Origin of the sequence: Nostoc sp. 'Lobaria pulmonaria (5183) cyanobiont' (genome assembly GCF_002949795.1) — a bacterium.
GTDB lineage: Bacteria > Cyanobacteriota > Cyanobacteriia > Cyanobacteriales > Nostocaceae > Nostoc.
In genome coordinates this window covers 30351-51501 of sequence record NZ_CP026694.1, presented here as the reverse complement: position 1 = coordinate 51501, position 21151 = coordinate 30351, and the positions used below count along the sequence as shown (strand labels likewise).

At 42.7% G+C, this 21151-nt stretch carries 8 protein-coding genes and 1 pseudogene; 8 read left to right on the top strand and 1 reads right to left on the bottom strand.

Annotated features, from left to right (window positions below; translation table 11 throughout):
* Positions 1-408 precede the first annotated feature (408 nt).
* The 6 genes from NLP_RS31960 to NLP_RS31935 all read left to right on the top strand — a co-directional run bounded on the left by NLP_RS31960 (position 409) and on the right by NLP_RS31935 (position 16698).
* Positions 409-2010 carry a vanadium-dependent haloperoxidase gene (locus NLP_RS31960; RefSeq protein WP_104910223.1) on the top strand — a complete coding sequence of 534 codons (1602 nt, stop codon included), beginning with the start codon at positions 409-411 and terminating at the stop codon, positions 2008-2010.
* Positions 2011-2433: 423 nt separating this feature from the next.
* Positions 2434-4698 (top strand): AMP-binding protein, encoded by a 2265-nt coding sequence (locus NLP_RS31955; protein WP_104910214.1) that lies wholly within the window; start codon positions 2434-2436, stop codon positions 4696-4698.
* A 24-nt stretch (positions 4699-4722) separates the two neighbouring features.
* The gene (locus tag NLP_RS31950; protein WP_104910213.1) at positions 4723-5979 is read left to right on the top strand and encodes a cytochrome P450; all 1257 of its coding nucleotides are present in this window, start codon (positions 4723-4725) and stop codon (positions 5977-5979) included.
* A gap of 68 nt (positions 5980-6047) precedes the next feature.
* Complete coding sequence (locus tag NLP_RS31945) at positions 6048-10292, top strand: type I polyketide synthase (protein ID WP_104910212.1); 4245 nt, start codon at positions 6048-6050, stop codon at positions 10290-10292.
* The gene (locus NLP_RS31940; RefSeq protein ID WP_104910211.1) at positions 10289-14488 is read left to right on the top strand and encodes a non-ribosomal peptide synthetase; all 4200 of its coding nucleotides are present in this window, start codon (positions 10289-10291) and stop codon (positions 14486-14488) included. The genes NLP_RS31945 and NLP_RS31940 overlap by 4 nt, the downstream gene beginning before the upstream one ends.
* A gap of 698 nt (positions 14489-15186) precedes the next feature.
* A complete protein-coding gene (locus NLP_RS31935) occupies positions 15187-16698 on the top strand; it encodes a DHA2 family efflux MFS transporter permease subunit (protein WP_104910210.1) in 1512 nt (503 codons plus the stop codon).
* Between the two features lie 575 nt (positions 16699-17273).
* On the opposite strand, the gene NLP_RS31930 is transcribed toward NLP_RS31935, so the two are convergent.
* On the bottom strand, positions 17274-17732 hold the full coding sequence (locus tag NLP_RS31930; RefSeq protein WP_104910209.1) for a helix-turn-helix domain-containing protein: 459 nt from the start codon (positions 17730-17732) through the stop codon (positions 17274-17276).
* Between the two features lie 76 nt (positions 17733-17808).
* Here NLP_RS31930 and NLP_RS31925 point away from each other — a divergent pair, with 76 nt between their 5' ends.
* Both NLP_RS31925 and NLP_RS31920 read left to right on the top strand, forming a co-directional pair.
* Positions 17809-18711 (top strand): tyrosine-type recombinase/integrase, encoded by a 903-nt coding sequence (locus NLP_RS31925; RefSeq protein WP_104910208.1) that lies wholly within the window; start codon positions 17809-17811, stop codon positions 18709-18711.
* A gap of 182 nt (positions 18712-18893) precedes the next feature.
* Positions 18894-21072, top strand: a pseudogene (locus NLP_RS31920) (Tn3 family transposase).
* Positions 21073-21151: the final 79 nt, after the last annotated feature.

The following is a 21151-nucleotide window of genomic DNA, read 5'->3' as shown; positions in this document are numbered from 1 at the left end:
CAACCTCTGAGTTTAGTACATAAACCATTAGTAATATCCCTCTTCCGTCACTTACTCTAGATAAAAAGATGTAACCCTTACCAAACAAGAGTTTTAGCCTAGCAATGATTATATCCATCATACTTAGAAAATGAAGCCACAAAATCAATCCCAGTCAGAGTTTTAAAAGTTGCCTTCGATTTGTGTTTTCGGAGAGTGACAGAAGAGGCAGATAGCGGTTCACGATCTAGTGAGGTAGGTTTTCAAAGCTACTAACGTTGGTAAACAAGATTTGGGTGTACCTCAGTTGCTTAGGAAAGGCTATATATCCTTTAATTTCTGTCAATGTATAAAATCTTGATTCAGCCCTTTCAAGGTTTATCTAAGAATTTTTGTAAAGTTTATGCAGTTTTAGGAATCAAAAAAAAGATGACCAAGTTGCTCATTAACAACTTCTTAAAATTTCCAAGAAACACTTTGTTATTAGAACATAGTAATGACTTGAAGAAGTACAAGCCTTTACCTTCATTAATACCTTTGGGAGTAGCTGTAGTAGGTGTATTTTTTAGCTTGCCAGTAAAAGCTGTAAGCCTGACTGCGGATAATACAACAAATAATGTATTTTTATGGAATAGTGTAGCTTTTGAGGCAATAAGGGCTACACGCCCCGGTCCCACAATATCAGGGCGTTCCCTCGCTATGATGAGTACTAGTATGTTTGATGCTTGGGCTGCCTACGATCCGGTTGCTATAGGCACTCAATTGGGAGGTACCTTCCGACGTCCTCAGGAAGAGGATACCATTGCCAATAAAAATGAGACTATTAGCTATGCAGCTTACAAAACTCTAGTAGATTTATTCCCTATTCAAAAACCTAAGTTTGACAATCTAATGACCAGCCTCGGCTACAATCCCACTAATAACTCGACTAACACGAGTACTGCGGCAGGAATTGGCAACGTGGCAGCGCAGGCATTACTTAATTTCCGTCATTACGATGGTTCAAACCAATTAGGCGATCTACACCCTGGTTCTTACTCGGACTACACAGGATATACGCCAGTAAACGATCCCGATCGCATCAATGACCCCGATCGCTGGCAGCCACAACGTGTTACTGATAGTAAGGGGAACTTAGTTGTTCAAAAGTTCTTAACTCCTTATTGGGGCAATGTAACGCCTTTTGCATTGACATCAGGTTCGCAGTTTCGTCCCACTGAAGGTCCTAAAAGTATCTCTTCCGATCCTGATGGTTACAAAAAGCAAGCCCAAGAAATCCTTGATATCAGCGCTAATCTTACCGATAAGCAAAAAGTGATTGCCGAATACTGGGCTGATACAGGCTGGGCTGAACTTTCTGAGTTCGTTTCAAAGAGAGATCATCACAGCGTAGATGATGATGTCAAAATGTTGTTTGCATTGAATAATGCTAACTTTGACGCTACCATTGCCGCCTGGGATACCAAGAGAGCATTCGATTCTGTACGTCCGATAACTGCCATTCATGAGCTATTTAAGGGACAAACTGTAAAAGCTTGGGGTGGGCCTAATCAGGGGACACAAGAAATCAATGGTGAAAATTGGCGACCTTATATTTCAACTCCATCTTTCGCTGAATATGTCTCAGGGCACAGTACAGCTAGCTCTGCTGCTGCTGAAGTTTTAAAGTTGTTTACAGGTAGCGATGCTTTTGGTCTTTCGCACACATTTGATGCAGGTACTTCATTAATTGAAAAAGGGCCTGCAACTGATGTGACGCTTTCATGGGATACATTCTCGGATGCCGCAGAAGAAGCAGGTATATCTCGGCTTTACGGTGGTATTCACTTTAAGGATGGGCATGTAATGGGTGAAGCTATAGGGCGATTAGTTGGGGCACAAGCTTGGGAAAAGGCACAAACCTATATCTCACCAAAAGCCGTTCCTGAGCCTTCATCTATATTTTCACTATTAGGTCTTGGGGCCTTAGGTTTAGGTTCAGCGCTCAAACGCAAGCAACCACAGAAGTTTTCCTTGAACTGTAAACAATAACAGAAAGTTTTAGGAGGGAGCAACGCGAAAAAGTGAGATCGGGGTTTAATTCTCAGTTACATAGCTTGATTCTCAATAAAAACAGCTATTTCACTGCGATCGCACTATTAAACAGGTCATTTATAACCCTAATTTTTAGCACCTCACAAAATCGCGTTGCTCCCGTTTTAGGACTAGGCAAGCGAGGAGGGGGCTATGATGTACCTCATATGATTGGGAAACGCCATATCCTTCTTCTGTCACTTTCCCTAGAGAAAAAGATGTAACCCTTGCCATACAAGAGTTTTAGTTTAGCAATGATTATATCCATCATACTTAGAAAATAAAGCCATAAACTCAATCCCAGTCAGAGTTTTAAAAGAGGGATATCACAGATATCAAGACTATTATTTTTTGGCAATACTTAGGTAGCATTTTATGAATATGAAGACAAGTTTCGATATCCCACTGATTGAGACAGAAGCACCTGTGGAGCATTCCACCTTAATCGAAATTCTGAGCTGGAGAGCAATTTACCAGGGAGATCAGAAAGCTTATACATTCTTGGTCGATGGTGAGACACAAGAGGTTCATCTGACTTACAGACAGCTAGAGCAGCAAGCTAAGGCGATCGCTTCAACACTACAGTCTTTAGGAGACGTTGGCTCTCGTGTCTTATTACTATATCCACCTGGCCTGGAATTCATCGTTGGTTTTTTTGGGTGTTTGTATGCTGGCTTTGTGGCTGTTCCTGCTTATCCACCCCGAGCTAATCAGTCAATGTTAAGGCTACAGGCGATTATAGCTGATGCTCAAGCAAGCATTGTACTCACTACTACATCTGTACTAACTAACGTGGAGCACCAGGTTGCTCAAAATCCGGTATTGCAAAAGTTGCATTGGCTAGCTACAGATACAATTACTAGTGAGCGAGCATCGGATTGGCAAAAATTATCAGTTAGCAAAAACACATTAGCTTTTCTACAATACACTTCTGGTTCTACAGGTACACCGAAGGGCGTAATAGTAAGTCATGGCAATTTGCTACACAATGAGCGAATGGTCAAGATGGCATTTGGACATACAAAGAAAACTATTTTTGTGGGTTGGTTACCCTTATTTCATGACATGGGATTAATTGGAAATGTATTGCAACCCCTATATTTGGGTATACCTTGCATTCTCATGTCCCCAATTGCTTTTCTTCAGAAGCCTTTTCGCTGGCTACAGGCTATTTCCTCCTATAAAGCGACTACTAGTGGTGGCCCTAATTTTGCTTATGATATGTGCGTTCGCAAGATTACGCCAGAGCAATGTGAGAGTCTTGACCTCAGTAAATGGGAAGTAGCTTTTAACGGGGCTGAAACTATTCGTGCTCAGACACTAAAGGAGTTTGCAACTACTTTTAAGCCTTATGGCTTTCGAGAAGAGGCATTTTATCCCTGCTATGGCATGGCTGAGGCAACTTTATTTGTTTCTGGACAGTTAAAAACACATTCTCCGGTACTTCAACATCTTGAAAGCACAGCACTTGAGCAAAATCAGGTGGTTGTAAAAGCTGCTGAACAAGAAAACACCACAACAATTGTCGGCTGTGGTCAAACATGGTTAGATCAAAAAATTGCGATCGCTGACCCAGAATTGTTAACCCGATGTTCACTTCAACAGGTTGGAGAAATCTGGGTTTCCGGTTCAAGTCTGGCTCAAGGTTATTGGAATCGACCAGAAGATACAGAACGTACTTTCCATGCATATCTAGCAGATACTGGTGAAGGTCCGTTTCTGCGTACTGGCGACTTAGGATTTTTACATAATGGTGAGTTATTTATCACCGGTCGGATTAAGGATCTGATCATCATTCGAGGTCGTAACCATTATCCTCAAGATATTGAAATCACAGTAGAACAGAGCAATCCCTTGTTAAGACCTGGTGCTTGTGCTGCGTTTTCTGTAGATGTTTTTGGTGAAGAGCGTTTAGTTGTTGCTGTTGAAGTTGACCGTAGTTACATAACACAACGCCGTAAGCAAAAAAAGAGTAACCCAGAAAATCAAGGTCAAATAGGAGTTGAACCAAACGTTAATCCTAAAAGCCATCAGCCTATGGTTAAAGAAACGCCAATTGAGGCAATTCGCCAAGCTGTGGCTGAATATCATGAACTACAAATTTATGCCGTTTTACTATTAAAGCCTGGTAGCATTCTGAAAACTTCTAGCGGAAAAATTCAGCGTCATGCGTGCCGAAATGCTTTTCTGGCTGGAAGCTTGGATGTGGTAGAGGATTGGATTGAAAATCCTCCACCTCAAGTAAAATTACAACATTTGCTGGCACAAGTAGAATCTTTGGAACAACAAATTAAAGCTTCCAAAGAGCTACTTCCCAATTTGTGTATTGACAACACCAACGAACTAGTAAATTCACAAAAACAGCTTCACACTGAAGAGTTTATTCAAGCCTGGTTAGTTTCCCAATTAGCGAAGTATCTGAAAGTCGAGCCTGGTGACATAGATGTTGGGCAGCCTTTCGCTCGCTATGGTATGGATTCAGCGATCGCAATCAGCCTCACAAATGACTTAGCAGCTTTACTTGGACTTAAGCTGGAAGCCACCTTGTTATGGGATTATCCCAGCATTGAGGCTCTTACCAAGTACTTAGCTAAGGAATGCCGTCTCTCGGACTCAGAATCCAAAATCATTGAAAAGAAAGTTTAAATAAATGGAGTCATTAGTAATTCAATGCAAGACGTTATCAGCACGAGTGGTACTAACAAAAATGGTTTCACAGGAACAGCCCTGTTTAATCCCTTTCTGCCCGAATTTCGCTCTGATCCTTATCCATTTTACCACCGACTCCGTTCCAAAGATCCAATACACTGGAGCTATTTAGGCTTTTGGGTGATTACTCGCTACGCTGACAACCTCACTCTTCTTCGTGATTCTCGTTTCAGCTCCGATCTTCGTAATTGGAGTGGCTATGAGCAACGATATATCCGGCGGGAGCATGTAGAATTCAGCCCTCTGGCACAACTAGTCAGTAAATGGATAACTAACCAAGATCCGCCTTATCACACCCGGTTGCGGGGGCTAGTGAGCAAGGCATTCAACCCTCGGAGTATCGAGGCGATGCGTCCGCATATCCAAGACATTGTGAATCAACTGCTGGATCGAGTACAGGATGCTGGAGTCATGGATGTGATTGCTGACCTTGCCTACCCACTACCCATTACTGTCATCGCCCAGATGCTAGGAGTGCCTGTTGAGGATCGCGATCGGCTCAAGCAGTGGTCGTTCGATATCTCGCGTACCCTCGATCCCGTGATGACACTGGATCTTTTCAAGCAAGTCAATAGCAGTATTATGACGTTCATTGAGTACTTGCGTCATTTGATTACAGAACGAAGGAATCATCCCCAGCAAGACCTTCTCAGCGCCATGATTGTCGCTAGAGAACAAAGTGATATGCTCAGTGAAGACGAATTGATAGCGACTTGCATTTTTTTGTTTGCCGCAGGTCACGAGACCACATCGAATCTAATTGGTAATGGTTTGTTGGCTCTGCTACGTCATCCCGACGAGCTTGACAAACTCAAACAGAATCCGACGCTGATTCAGAGCGCCATTGAAGAACTACTACGCTACGAAAGCCCAGTCCAATTATGGTGGCGGACAGCGCTGGAAGATATTGAGTTTGGTAACAGCATAATCCGTAAAGGTCAGATGGTAATAGTTCACTTGGGGGCAGCTAATAGAGATCCAGATCAGTTCCCCGACCCCGACCGGCTCGACATTACCAGACGCGAGAATCGGCACATCGCTTTTAGCAATGGCATTCACACTTGCTTAGGTGCTGCACTAGCCCGGCTTGAGGCGGAGATTGTCTTTAACACTCTCCTGGAACGGATGCCCAATTTGAAGCTCCAAAGTAACGCAGTAGAGTGGCACGAGACCATGAGCTTGCGCTCCTTGAAGGCTCTGCCCATAGCCTTCAATTAATAAACAATTGCTACTCAGATTGGGAGTTGATAGTTAACTAAACATAGATGAGAAAAAAGCATATTGCTATGGAACCTATTGCCATCATCGGCATCGGATGCCGTTTCCCTGGTGCTAACAACCCAGAGGCCTTTTGGAAACTTCTGAAAAATGGGGTCGATGCGATCGCCGAAGTTCAAGCAAATCGTTGGGATATAAACACCTTATACGATCCAAATCCAGAGACACTAGGTAAAATAAATAACCGTTGGGGCGGTTTTTTAGAGCAAGTAGATCAGTTCGATCCTCTCTTTTTTGGAATTACTCCCAAAGAAGCAAACTTTATAGATCCCCAACAGCGATTGTTGCTGGAAGTAGCTTGGGAGGCGTTAGAGAATGCGGGGATTGTGCCCGATCGTCTGACAGATACATCTACTGGTGTATTTGTAGGTGTCGGTTCTCATGATTACTATTTACAAGCATGGCGGAATTTTAATAGTATTGGTGCTTATACCAGTAGTGGCACATCGTCATCGATCGTGGCTAACCGCATTTCTTATTTCTTTGGACTGCGCGGACCCAGTATGGCCATTGATACAGCTTGTTCCTCCTCACTTGTTGCGGTACACCTTGCCTGTCAAAGTTTGTGGAATGAGGAGTCTACTCTGGCGATCACTGGCGGTGTGAATTTAATTCTTTCGCCAGAAGGAAACATTGGGATGACAAAAGCAGGTGCTTTGTCTCCTGATGGCCGTTGCAAAACCTTTGATGCTAAAGCAAATGGTTATGTTCGAGGTGAGGGAGCTGGTGTAGTCATTCTCAAGCCTTTATCACAGGCGAAAGCAGACGGCGATCTGATTTATGCTGTCATCCGTGGCAGTGCAATTAATCAAGATGGTCGTACCAACGGGCTGATGGCTCCTAATCGATGGGCCCAAGAAGCACTGCTGCGAGAAGCTTACCGACGTTCTGGGGTTTCGCCAGGGCAAGTCCAGTATGTTGAGGCTCATGGTACAGGTACTTTGTTAGGCGATCCAATTGAGATGAAAGCTCTAGGATCAGTTCTGGCAACTGAACGTACCCCTGGGAATTACTGTGCTGTTGGTTCACTCAAGACAAATATTGGACATTTAGAGGCAGCAGCAGGTATTGCTAGTCTGATAAAAGTTGCATTGTCACTCAAACATCTGCAAATTCCCCCAAGTCTGCATTTTCAGGAACCAAATCCTTACATTCCTTTTGACGAGATCCCTTTAAAAGTTCAGCAAACTCTGGGTACATGGTCTGAGGTTGCGGGTGCAGCGCTCGCTGGAGTAAGTTCCTTTGGCTTTGGCGGTACTAATGTTCATCTGGTTCTGGAAGAAATAGCAGTACAACCACTCAGAAGCCATGAATTTGAACGCTCCCAGCACTTACTTACCCTATCAGCAAAAAGCGAAACGGCTTTACAGGCACTGGCGCAAAGTTATGAAACTTATTTAACATCCGATCGTTCGGTTTCACTAGCCGATGTTTGTTTTACGGCCAATACAGGGCGCTCTCATTTTACCCACCGCCTTGCAGTTGTTGCGGAATCTGCCATACAGTTAGCTGAACAACTAGGCGCTTTTGCAACCGGCAAAGAGACTTCTAGACTAGTGAGTGGAAAAGCCAACACAAGTAAGCATTCGAGGATAGTCTTTCTCTTCACAGGTCAAGGCTCTCATTACGTGAATATGGGACGCCATCTCTATAATACTCAGCCCAAATTCCGTCAAATATTAGATCAGTGTGATGAACTGTTGCGCTCTTATTTACCGCAGCCACTTTTGTCTGTACTTTATCCAGTATCCGATGCCCCAAATCTTTTAGATGAAGCTGCATACACTCAACCTGCATTATTTGCTTTGCAATATGCATTAGCCGAATTATGGCGCTCTTGGGGGATTGTACCTGATTTAGTCATGGGCTATAGTCTGGGTGAATATGCAGCTGCTTGTGTTGCAGGTGTCTTCAGTTTAGAAGATGGACTTAAGCTGTTAGTCGAGCGGGGATGCCTGATGCAAGCTTTGCCTCAAAATGGAATTATGGCGATGGTATTCGCCGATGAAGTGCAGGTAGCAGATGCGATCGCTCCTTTCAAAGATCGTGTTGCAATTGCTACTTTAAATGCTCCGAAAAATATCACGATCGCAGGGGAAAAAGAGGCTGTACAGTCCGTACTGCAAAAGTTAAAATCAGAAAATATTGGCTTCCAGTATTTGAGTATTCCTCATGCTTTCCACTCATCATTGATGGAACCAATGCTTGATAGTTTTGAACAGTCGTTACTATCAGTACAGTTTCAAGCTCCTTGTATTCCCCTAATTTCCAACTTGACGGGGCAAATTCTCCAACCAGGAGAAATACCTGATGCAACTTACTGGCGTCGTCATGTTCGAGAGCCGGTGCAATTTGAAAAGGGAATGCAAACTATTTTTGAGCAGGGCTATGACCTATTTATTGAGTTAGGTTCACATCCTATATTGTTGAGCATGGGCAAACGCTGTCTACCTAAGAGTTTTGGTACTTGGTTGCCTTCTCTGAAGAAAGGTCAAGATGACTGGCAGATACTCTTGAACAGTCTTGGTGCATTATATACCAGAGGCGTAAATGCAGACTGGGTTGGATTTGACTATAACTACCCCCGCAGTCGTTTGCCATTGCCAACTTATCCTTGGCAAAGAGAACGGTTTTGGTTGGAAGAAATTCAACCAAATCAGCTTACACCTAAAAGATCAGAAAATCAACCTTTTTGGGAATCACTAGTAGAGGCTGGTCGTCAACAGTCCCTGATGGGCCCGTTAGATTTGGCCTTAAATACATACGGTGTCAAATCCCAATTTATGGATCGCCTGGTCACTGCTTACATTGTCAGCGCTTTCCACGATCTAGGCGTTGACATCAAACCCAGTTCTAGTTATTCCGCAGATACCTTGCTGCATCAATTCAAAATTTTACCTATTTATCGAAAACTTTTGCATCGTTGGCTAGAGAGGTTGGCAAAAGAAGGGTTTTTACAGCAACAAGAAGAAGTTTTTGTTGGTCTTCTCCCACTACTGACAATATCGCTTGATTCTCTTGCAACTGAGGCAAAAAAGCAGTGGTTTGATTCTACCTATGCATTTGACTTCATGGAGCGCTGTGGTCAAAATCTTGCAGCTATACTTGTTGGTGAGGTCAAGCCAGTTAATTTGCTATTTCCTAGCGGTTCCTTTGAAACAGCAGAAGGTATTTATCAGTACTCACCTGAGGCTCGCTACTTCAATGGTATCGCTAAGGCAGTTTTGGAATCAGTAGTGAAAACCTTTTCCAACGATAAAAATCTGCGGATTCTTGAAGTTGGTAGTGGAACGGGAGGAACCACTGCATCTTTGTTACCAGTGTTACCACTCAATAGAACGAGCTACTATTATACAGACCTTTCTGAGTTTTTTTTTACTCGCTCTCAGCAGAAGTTTCAAGATTATCCATTTATCTATTATGGACTGCTAGACATTGAGCAGAATCCTCAAGAGCAAGGTTACGATCCCCACAGCTTTGATGTAATTGTGGCAGCTAATATCTTACACGCAACTCAGAATTTAGGAGAAACCTTACAGCATATTCAGTCTCTCCTCGCCCCCAATGGTATCCTACTGATTTCGGAAATCACTGAGCATCAATCTTGGCTTGATATCACATTCAGTTTATTTGAAGGTTGGCAGCGCCATGATGATGAGTACCGACAGGATCAACCACTGCTATCAGTGCCGCAGTGGAAAAAGACTCTACTAACGAATGGGTTTGAGGAGGTAATAGCTTTACCTGAATTTAGTTGTGCAGCAGCCATTTTAGGACAACATATTTTGGTGGCTCGTTCGTCAATGTCAGTAACTAGCCCAGAAAGTTGCACATCAGATGATTTGTCCGTGCAGCATCTCAATCAGCATTTAGACAATAACTTTGAACAAGTCCAGCATCATAACTCGCTACCAATCGATAGCTCACTCACAAACTTACATTTTACCCAAAATTCAGTCTTTTCTACACAACCAGAAGGGCGCCAGTTGTTGATTGAGGGTTATCTGCGTGAACAAGTATGCAAAGTGTTGAGACTTTCTCCACACCAACTGGATATGCAGCAATCTCTCAATAACTTGGGGGTTGATTCCTTAATGGCTCTTGATCTAAAAAACCAAATTGAAATCAATTTAGGGATACCTGTAAGCATTACTGATTTACCAAGTAACAGTGTATCTTGTCTTGCAATGCTGGTACTTGAACAACTAACACTAATAACAACTGGTGATACCTGGGAGGAAGGAGAACTATGACGACAACTAATATTTTGACGGAAGTTTCTAAACTAGGTGTGCAGGTATGGGTTGATGGTGAACAATTACGATACCGTTCTCCCAAGGGAGCGCTAACACCTACACTCCGTGCTTACTTTGCAGAACACAAGGTGGAAATTCTGACACTGCTGCGTCAAAGCAATAATCAAGATTCTGTTTCTTCTGTATCTCCATCTATAGTACATGCACCAGATGAACAGTATTTACCCTTTCCACTTAACGATATGCAACAGGCATACTGGTTGGGTCAAAGTGATAGCTTTGAGCTGGGTAATGTTGCGGCTCATTACTATACAGAGTTTGAATTTGTAGATTTTAACCTGGAAAGATTTAACCTGGCTTGGCAGCACTTGATTAAACGTCACAGTATGTTGAGAGCTATTGTCCTACCAGATGGCCAGCAAAAAATTCTGGAGCAAGTGCCTCCTTTGGAAATTGAAGTTCGAGATTTGCGGGGCCAAAAAACTCTGGTTGTAGAATCTGTATTAGAGAGTGTCCGTCAGCAGATGTCTCATCAAGGACCAAGCACAGATCGGTGGCCGTTGTTTGAAGTTTTAGCTCACCAACTCGACAATCAACAAGTCCGACTTCATTTCAACTTTAGCCTCTTGATTATAGATGGATGGAGTTTTAATATTCTGCTACAAGAACTGGCAGCACTATATCAAAATCCCGATTATTCTCTACCACCACTGGATATTTCATACCGGGACTATACTCTAGCATTAGGTGCATTACAAAATTCGGAAATATATCGGAAATCTCAAAACTATTGGTGGAATCGTTTAACAACTTTACCTCCTGCACCAGAGATACCTCTAGCCAAGCATCCAAGTATAGTAACTCATCCTCAATTTGTTCACCGCAAAGCAATATTAGAGCCAGAAACCTGGCTAAAGTTGAAGAATAGAGCCTCAGAAGAAAATCTTACACCCACATCTGTATTATGTGCTGCCTATGCCGAAGTTCTTGCTATTTGGAGTAAGGAACCGATTTTTAGCATCAACCTCATGTTCTACAATCGTCGTCCTTTGCATCCACAAGTCAAGGACATTCTCGGCTCTTTTGTCAACACAAATTTGCTGGAGGTGGACAATTCTCTACAGGATAGCTTTGTCTCTCGAGTTCAGCGCCTTCAAAAACAACTTTGGAATGATCTGGAGAACAGTTATGTCAGTGGTGTAAGAGTTCTGCGGGAATTAAACCGAACTCATGGTGGAACTTTGAGAGCTACAATGCCTGTGGTCTTTGCTAGCGGTCTCAATTTGCGGGAAGAAGAAGCTGCTTCTACAGAATGGGTATCTAAAGTAATATACACTTGCGTACAGACTCCCCAAGTTTGGCTAGATCATCAAGTTGTAGAGAAAGGTGGGGCTTTAGTCTTGATTTGGGATGCCTTAGAGGAAATTTTTCCTCCGGGTCTTTTGGATAATATGTTCAGCACATATTGTAGTTTCCTACATCGCTTGGCTGATGAGAAAGATGCTTGGCAAAAAACTGCACGACAGTTGATGCAACTAGCGCAGCTTGAGCAGCAAACGGATGTCAATATTACCCAAGCACCCATACCAACAGGGATGCTTCACACCTTATTTGCGGCACAGGTGGCTCTGCGATCGCAACAATCAGCAGTTATTTCTTCCCACCGGACTTTGACCTATGAGCAATTGTCCAGTCGCTCCAATCAGGTAGGGCGATGCTTGGAACAGTTGGGAGCCCGTCCCAATGTTTTGGTGGCAGTAGTCATGGAGAAAGGTTGGGAGCAAGTTGTGGCCGTTTTGGGAGTTCTCCAGTCGGGAGCAGCTTATCTGCCTGTTGATCCCGCGCTTCCTAAAGAGCGACTTTGGTATCTAATCGGGCAAAGTGAGGTCGGGCTGGTTCTGACTCAATCTTGGCTTGACAAAAAACTGGAGTGGCCTGATGGCATCCAGAGGCTTTGTGTAGACAGCGAAGACTTAGAGAAAATAGACGACCGACCCTTAAAACCAGTTCAGAAACCAGAGGACTTAGCCTACGTTATTTTCACATCCGGCTCTACAGGGTTGCCTAAAGGTGTGATGATCGATCATTGCGGTGCGGTCAATACTATTTATGACATCAACCATCGCTTCGGTGTTGGACCCGAAGATCGGGTGCTTGCTATATCTTCATTGAGTTTTGATCTATCAGTTTACGACATCTTTGGCACGCTGGCAGCTGGAGGAACAATCGTCATTCCCCAGGCTGAGGCAATGCGAGATCCTGCTCATTGGGCAGAATTGCTGGTAAGAGAAAAAGTGACGATCTGGAATTCAGTACCAGCCCTAATGCAGATGTTGGTAGAATATGCAGACGGCAGGCTAGAGAAAATCCCTTCCAATTTGCGTCTGGTGCTTCTAAGTGGAGATTGGATACCAGTTAGTTTACCAAATCAGCTCGCATTCCTAGTTCCAGGCATCCAAGTAATTAGTCTAGGAGGTGCTACTGAAGCTTCTATTTGGTCTATCCTTTATCCAATTGAAGATATCGATCCGGCTTGGAAAAGCATCCCTTATGGTCGGCCGATGCTCAACCAAAGTTTTTATGTACTTAATGAGATGCTGGAGCCTTGCCCAGTCTGGGTGACAGGTGAACTCTATATTGGGGGAAGAGGGGTAGCAAAAGGCTACTGGCAGGATGAGGAAAAGACCCGCGCCCGTTTTATCAAGCATCCCCAAACAGGAGAATATTTGTACCAGACCGGAGATTTAGGGCGCTACCTTTCTGATGGCAATATCGAGTTTCTCGGAAGGGACGATTTTCAAGTTAAGGTTCAGGGATACCGTATTGAATTGGGAGAGATTGAAACTGCTTTGGAGCAGCACCCAGCAGTGCGTGCTGTAGTAGTAACGGCATTGGGTGAATTTCAGGATAGCAAGCGATTGTTAGCTTATGTTGTTCCTATTCCTGATACAGCCCTAGATGTTAATCAGCTACGTGGTTTCTTGGAAGGGAAGTTGCCTGAGTATATGATGCCTTCCGCCTTTATTTTGTTAGATACCTTGCCTCTAACATCTAACGGTAAGGTAGATCGCAAAGCACTTCCTACACCCGAAGCAAATAGTTATGAACGGGAAAAAGCATTTGTCTCGCCTCGTAACACTCTGGAATTTCAACTTGCACAGATATGGGAAGACTTGTTAGATAAAAAATGTGCTATTAGCGTCAACGACAACTTCTTCGATCTTGGAGGTCATTCCCTTCTAGCTGTACGCCTCATGACTCAAATTCAAAAACTGTTTGGGCGGGATCTGTCTCTATCTACACTCTTACAAGCACCAACTATCGAAGATTTAGCTAGTCGGTTAAGCCAGCAAACTGCCCCTGAGACTCGATCTCCATTAGTAAAGATTCATCCTGCTGGTTCAAAGCGGCCTTTATTCTTTGTACATCCAGTTGGTGGAAATGTTCTGTGCTACGTTGATTTAGCTCGCCATCTTGGCCCTGAACAACCATTCTATGGGCTGGAAGCAGCTGGTATTCAGGGGGAAACAAAACCTTTTAAGCAAATTCAGGATATGGCAACTTACTACATCGACGCGATCCGGTCCATACAGCCTGAGGGTCCGTACCTTTTAGCTGGCTGGTCTATGGGAGGCTTTGTAGCTTTTGAAATGGCCCAGCAACTGCATAAGCAGTGTCAAGAGGTTGCCTTACTTGCTTTACTAGATAGTCGAGTACCAGTTAACAGAGTAAAGGTTGATGATGCGACACTCCTGGCTTGGTTTGTTAGGGATCTAGGAGGCAGGTTTGGGAAGACACTGACTTTATCGCATAACGAAATTCGGCGGCTCAGTCCGGATGAGCAATTACACTACGTCTTGGAACAGGCGAGGACAATCAACCTTGTACCTCCAGATGTAGGATTAACACAGATTCAGCGTCTTCTAGAGGTTTTTAAAGCCAATATGGAATCTATGCTTAACTATAAACCTCAGGTTTATGGAAACCAAGTTACTCTCATTCGTCCAAGTGAGTCTTTTTCTGAGGATTTCGAGTATCCTATTTCTGAGTTTGGGTTAGGTTGGGAAAAGTTTGTTTCTGGCTTGATAGAGATCCATACTGTCCCAGGAGATCATTACACAATGCTTGCAAAACCCCATGTTTATGCCTTGGCAGAACAATTAAAATGCTGCCTTGATAAGCTTGTCAGATGAGTGACGTGTATGTTACGGTTCTGCAAGGCCTGAACGATATGGTTAACACTCTTTTATCACTTTGGGAAAACGCAATCGCTGAAAGCCTTTGGGAGCTTTAATTTCTAGGTTTTAGCTAAGTAGGTGGGTGGGAAAATTTATAACTATGTCATTGCGAACGTAGCAAAGCGAAGTGAAGCAATCACAAGGGTTTCGACTCTTTTACATTTCGTTACATAGTTAGGTTTATTTGAGCCAACCTACTTATAAATTATAGTTACTGTTAGAAAATAAAGACTCAAAGCTTGATTAAATCAAAGTTTCAGAATCTTGCTTCGATTATTGTTTTCCGAGAGTGACAAAATAGGGTTAAAGCTGAATGGCACTAAGAGAAGGGCAAAACCATTATTTATAAGGCTTTTGGGAGTGGGGTGTAGTGAGGAAGAAGTTGATTAATGTCAGCACTTATTTCTACTTTTCTTAATTTTTTCTATACCCTACATCCTACCCCCAACAGCCTGCCCTGGCAAAGGTTTCATCTTTTCTTAGTGCCATTCTATTGTGACGCTGATGAGACAGAGGGCGAAAGCGACGGCTGGGCATTTTGCATTTTTTTACTTGTAAGCACCTAAATCCGTGACGGATTGAGTGAGATACTGGCAATGGTCAAAGGCACTCAATATCGTGAAATGAGATGAAAACATTAATTTGTCAAACTTATGACTGGACAATCTTCTCCTGTACCCCCACAAAAGCGATCACCTAAGGCAGTAGCAAAAGTTAATAAGTGGCTGATCACTTTCACTATCATGATTAGCACCTCGCTCGCTGTTATTGACACGAGCATTGTCAACGTGGCAATTCCCAAAATTCAGGCGAGTTTTGAAGCCTCGATAGATCAAGTTGGTGCTGTAACAACGTTTTATATCATCAGCAATGTGATTGTTATGCCTCTAGCTGGCTATCTAAATAGCTTATTAGGGCGCAAACAATTTTTTGCTGGTGCCATCATATTATTTACAATTGCATCCTTATTGTGCGGACTGTCCTGGAACCTATCATCTCTTATATGCTTTCGTATCCTTCAGGGAATAGGCGGAGGTGTCCTAATACCAACTGCTCAGGCAATTTTATTAGAGACTTTTCCCAAGGAAGAACATGGCAAAGCTATGGGCATTTTCGGCTTAGGGGTAATTGTTAATCCCGCTATTGGTCCTGTTTTAGGGGGGTATCTTACTGATACAGTTGGTTGGCGCTCAATCTTTGCTGTCAATCTGCTGCCTGGAATTTTTGCTGCGGTAATGGTACTTTTATTCATTCACAATCCACCTTTTTTGAAAAAACCCGAAGGTAAATTCGATTGGCAGGGTTTAACTACTTTGCTGATTGGCTTATCCACCTTACAGTATCTTCTAGAAAATGGGCAGAGGTTAGGCTGGTTTAGTTCTAAGTTGGTTATTTTTCTGACTCTGGTTGCACTTGTCAATTTGGTTTATTTGGTACGACGAGAACGGATAATTCACTATCCTATTATCGATTTATCGGCGTTTGGCAATAGCACTTTTGTCGCGGGCAATATTATCAGTTTTTTGACTGGATTCAGCCTTTATGGACTCCTATTTGTATTACCTATTTTTATGAGCCATATCTTACATTTCAATACAATTCAGATGGGTCTAGCACTTATGCCAGGCGCATTATCTATGGCTCTAATGATGCCAGTTGCTGGTCGACTAGCAGATCACTTAGATCCCCGTATTTCTCTAGGATTAGGGATTGGTATATTTGTGGGAGCTACGTGGCAGTTCAGCTATTTAACTGTGCATTCAGGCTACTGGGATTTGTTCTGGCCTCAAATCGGGCGGGGGATTGGATTGGGGTTAGTCTTTGTACCTCTATCTACGGCTACTTTAGGTAGTATTAGTATAGCTAAAAGGGTCTCGGCATCTGGATTGTACAACTTGATTCGGCAGTTAGGGGGTAGTTTAGGCATTGCCATCTTGACAGTAATGGTTCAGCGCTTGCAAGCGTTTCATTTTTATAAGCTAAACCAAGGGGTTACGGCTCAGGCTCTCATCACGTTACCCGATTTGCATCAAACAGCAGCAGTCTTAGCCTACAATGACTTGTTTAGATACAGCGCCCTTATATTCACTGCTAGCTATTTGCCTCTACTGTTTTTGAAAGTTAAGAGAACTTCCCGAGAACAAGCATCAATTCCATTGGATTAATGTCAGTAGACCGAAAAGTTGGCGTTGCAGAATAGCTATTCACGTAGCAATTATGCTCGTTATTTTTGAAATAAACAGCATACCCCTGTTTTGTTACTCTGGCGATAGTATAATAAAATACAATGCCTATAACCAAGATACAGAGTATGGTACAGCATCGTCCAGCCGCACCAACAGTCAAATTCGTGGACGAATATTGTCAATGGTATAAAAGCCCAGGGTTAGCGCGTCTCAAAGCCTATTGACAAGCGGACTTGCCCGATGAGCAATCAAGTTGGCGTAGATATAGCGAAGCTGTCACCGGGGGCAAGATAGCCTGAAAGGACTGCGGTTGTCGGTGGAACCATAATATTGCCGTTTTTACGTGCTTATGCTTCTAATTCAAATAGGCAATATTATCCTTCCAATGTCTCTAATCCTTGCAGGCTATACATTTGACGATAAAAGGGTTAATAACGCACCCAGACTAAAAATGTAGGATTGAAATCCCCTAAAACTGAAACCCTTTTGGTATTGAGCCGAGATACATGTAAAAACCTGCAAGATGGTCTGGAAAGCGTTGCTATATCTAGCTTTCATCGATTTCCACTCCCCTCCTTATAAGGCTTTCCACATAGTGGACAAAATTTATACCTCAACGACACCACTATCTCACCACAATTCCGACAACTAGCCCGCAACTGCGTACCGCACAGATAACAAAACTTAGCCCTAACATTCCCCCACATCGGGTCAGCAGCACCACCAGGATTCCAGCATTGGGGACAAAACTTAATCGCTGGCATTGCCACAACCTCTTCCCCCCTAACAACAGCCTGCAAATACTCAACCGGCACGGACAAAGCTAGCGCCAGCCCACTAAGAGTTTTATGGCTGAGTTTCATCGTCAGTCCCCGTTCAATCTTGCCCACAGACCGAGAATGAATACCAGCAGCATCGGCTAACTCAAACTGAGTTAAATTCAGTCCCTTCCTGATCCGCAAAACATAGTCAGCTAGGGATTCTCCATGTTTTGGTGTCTTAAAAGTATCCATAAAATGCTGTCAATGCTCTTACCTAAAGATATATAATTTATGAATAAATTACCTTGCTAAAAACACACTTTTTTCAGTGAAGCAAGCTGTCACATTAGCCACCGTTGCCGTCAAATTTTTAGAACGGACTGGGCTAGCACCCAGTACCATCAAAACCTACGAAATAACTCTCTTGAGCTTACTAGCAGAGTATGGAAGTTGGTCAATCGAAATTATCAGTAAGCAAACATTAGTTGAGTATCTAGATACACTCTCACATTTAAAATACACAAGCCACCATAAGCATCAAGCAATACTGCAAAGCCTATTTAACTTTGCAGTTGAGCAAGGGTATATAAAATCCAACCCAATTCGGGGATTAAAACAGCGTCCTCCACAACGAGAAAAAGGCGAACATAAAAGTGACGATACAATAAAATACCTAACACCAGAACAGCTAAATATACTCTACAAAGTAACCGAAGATGACCTGCGGATGTCTGCAATAATTCATTTATTGCATCGCACAGGATGCAGAATTGGAGAGCTTTTAGCCCTGAATTTATCAGACCTAGATATCCAAAATCAAAAATTTCAGGTATTGGGAAAAGGAAACAAACAGCGTTGGTGCTTTTATAGTGATGATGCAGCCGAATCCCTAGCTCAATATTTCCAGTACTCACGCCATCAAAATATCAATGCACTGTTTACAGCAGGACATCCAGTTACCCTCAAAGTCAGTAGAATTAGCTACTACACATTACACGATTATTGGCGAAAAATCACCAGCACATATCCCGAATTAAACGGTGTACGCATCCATGATTTACGTCACACTTATGCTACCGAACGGGTAGGATTAATCAGTATAGAAGAGTTACGCTCCCTAATGGGACATGAAAGTATCCAAACCACTTTACGTTATCAGAAAGTTACCTCACAAAAAGCAGAATCAGCCGCACGTCATGCTTTAAATATTCTCATAAATCCAGACAGTTAGAAGCAACATTTATTGCCTATTTGTCATCTCCATCAACAGCACTTTTAATCAAAAAAGTGCTGAAATTAATTCAATTAATTATCTGTATCCAAAAGAATATAAAATACTATGGGGTTGAACAGTGAGGGATCAACCGTTATCTAGTTATTTTGGGCATTTTTTATGTTTTAAATATCACCTGAATGACCTTAATTGACCGTACTGCATATCCTAAATTCAAACAATTTCCTAACCCAAAAGAGCTTGCAGAGCTTTATACCCCACAAAGCGAAGAAATCAAGCTTGCAAAGTCCAAAACTAAGAGCCACGAAGGATTTCTTAGTTTTATGGTCATGCTAAAATCCTTCCAACGGCTTGGTTATTTTCCCCACCCCGAACTAGTACCAATTGCGGTTATTAAACATTTACGGTCGTGTTTAAAGTTACAAGATTGGGTAAAAGCAATTCCATCCGAACGCCAACGCTACACTTATCTTCAGGCGATTCGGGATTACCTGAAAGTCAAACAGTATGATAAAACAGGTCAAAGATTAATAGCCGCATTAGTTGCAGAAGCTGCCCAGGTAAAAGACCACCCTGCTGATTTAATCAATGTAGCCATTGAAGAATTAGTTAAAGAACGATACGAGTTACCAGCATTTAGTACCCTTGACCGATTAATTCGCCACATTCGTTCAATGGTCAATAATCGCTTGTTTGCACTTTGTTCTGAGGGGCTTTCCATCAACGAGCAGATTTATTTAGACCAATTGCTAGCGGTTACAAATAATGAGGTAAATGAAAATGCCACTCTTAATTTACTGAAATCGCCACCTAAAAGCGCCAAACTTAGTGGGATAAAACTCCTACAAAATAAGTTTGATATTCTTATGACCTTTGATAGAAGAATACTGTCGCTTACTTGAATTTCCTGCTAACCCGGATGACTTTGTTAAACACCTACAAGATAAATTAGCGCAAGTAGCTTTCGTTGTAGATGAGATTTGTGCGGTTGATAAACAATTCACTATCAATAAAGACGGAGAACCTGTACTTAAAAGAATCCCATCCCTAGCTCAAACGGATGAAGTGGAAGAATTAGAATCAAAAATTCGGGCTTTGATACCGGAGCGCAGTATCTTAGAAATCCTTTGCAATGTTGAGCATTGGTTGAACTGGACAAGGCATTTTGGTCTATTTTCAGGAAGCGAACCAAAAATATCTGAGCCTGCTGAACGTTATATTTTTACTACCTTTAGCTACGGCTGTAATCTTGGCCCTAATCAGATGGCTCGTCATTCCCAAGGTGCAGTGACAAGTCACATGATTTCTTATACAAACCGTCGCCATATTAGTGCTGCCAAAATTGAAGCTGCAATTCGGGATATTATCAATACGTACAACCGATTTAGTTTACCGTCTTGCTGGGGTACAGGGAAAAAGGCTGCTGCTGACGGAAGCAAGTTTGAGATATACGAGAATAATTTACACAGCGAGTATCACATCCGCTACGGTGGTTATGGTGGTATCGCCTATCACCATGTCTCTGATAAATATATTGCTTTGTTTACTCACTTTATCACCTGTGGTGTGTGGGAGGCTGTCTATATTTTGGATGGGTTGTTGAAAAATCTCTCAGATATTCAACCTGATACTTTGCACGCAGATACTCAAGGTCAATCTGGGCCTGTGTTTGCTATTTCCTATCTTCTCGGTATCAAATTGATGCCGCGTATCCGTAACTGGAAGGATTTAATTTTTGTTCGCCCCAGCGCAGATGTTACCTACAAGTATATCGAACCGTTGTTTAAGGGCGTGGTCAATTGGAATTTAATCAAGACTCATTGGTATGACATGATACGTGTAGTACTGTCAATTAAGGCAGGCAAGGTGATGCCTTCGACGCTTCTACGTAAGTTGGGTAGTTATAGTAAGAAAAATCGACTTTATCAAGCTTTTCTTGAGTTGGGCAAGGTAGTGCGAACAATGTTTTTGCTCGACTATGTTTCTAATGTGGCTCTTCGGCATGAGATTACAGCGATAACGAATATTGTGGAGATGTACAATGCCTTTCTCGACTGGGTGTTCTTCGGTAAGCTGGGAGCGATTACTGAAAATGATCCTATTGAACAGGAAAAGCGGCTGAAGTATCTTGATTTGGTAGCAAGTGCAGTTATTTTGCAGAATACGGTTGATATGTCGTTGGCTATCCAAACGTTAATGTCACAGGGCGAACTGATTCCCATGCGACACCTTGCAGCAATGAGTCCATACATAACAAGACATATCAAAAGATACGGTGATTATGTGGTGAATTTACATAATATTCCCCAACCATTGGAAGCTGCGATTAATCTCCCACCAGAAATCTTTGAAACGTAGATATAGCAACGGTTTCCAGGCCATCTTGCAGGTTTTTACACGTATCTCGGCTCAATACCGTGTACGGGGTCGTCTTTGA

What these genes read in the sequence shown, in the direction of transcription:
- NLP_RS31960 (WP_104910223.1), top strand. Translation starts at nt 409, where the DNA reads ATGACCAAGTTGCTCATTAACAACTTCTTAAAATTTCCAAGAAACACT.
- NLP_RS31955 (WP_104910214.1), top strand. Translation starts at nt 2,434, where the DNA reads ATGAAGACAAGTTTCGATATCCCACTGATTGAGACAGAAGCACCTGTG.
- NLP_RS31950 (WP_104910213.1), top strand. Translation starts at nt 4,723, where the DNA reads ATGCAAGACGTTATCAGCACGAGTGGTACTAACAAAAATGGTTTCACA.
- NLP_RS31945 (WP_104910212.1), top strand. Translation starts at nt 6,048, where the DNA reads ATGGAACCTATTGCCATCATCGGCATCGGATGCCGTTTCCCTGGTGCT.
- NLP_RS31940 (WP_104910211.1), top strand. Translation starts at nt 10,289, where the DNA reads ATGACGACAACTAATATTTTGACGGAAGTTTCTAAACTAGGTGTGCAG.
- NLP_RS31935 (WP_104910210.1), top strand. Translation starts at nt 15,187, where the DNA reads ATGACTGGACAATCTTCTCCTGTACCCCCACAAAAGCGATCACCTAAG.
- NLP_RS31930 (WP_104910209.1), bottom strand. Translation starts at nt 17,732, where the DNA reads ATGGATACTTTTAAGACACCAAAACATGGAGAATCCCTAGCTGACTAT.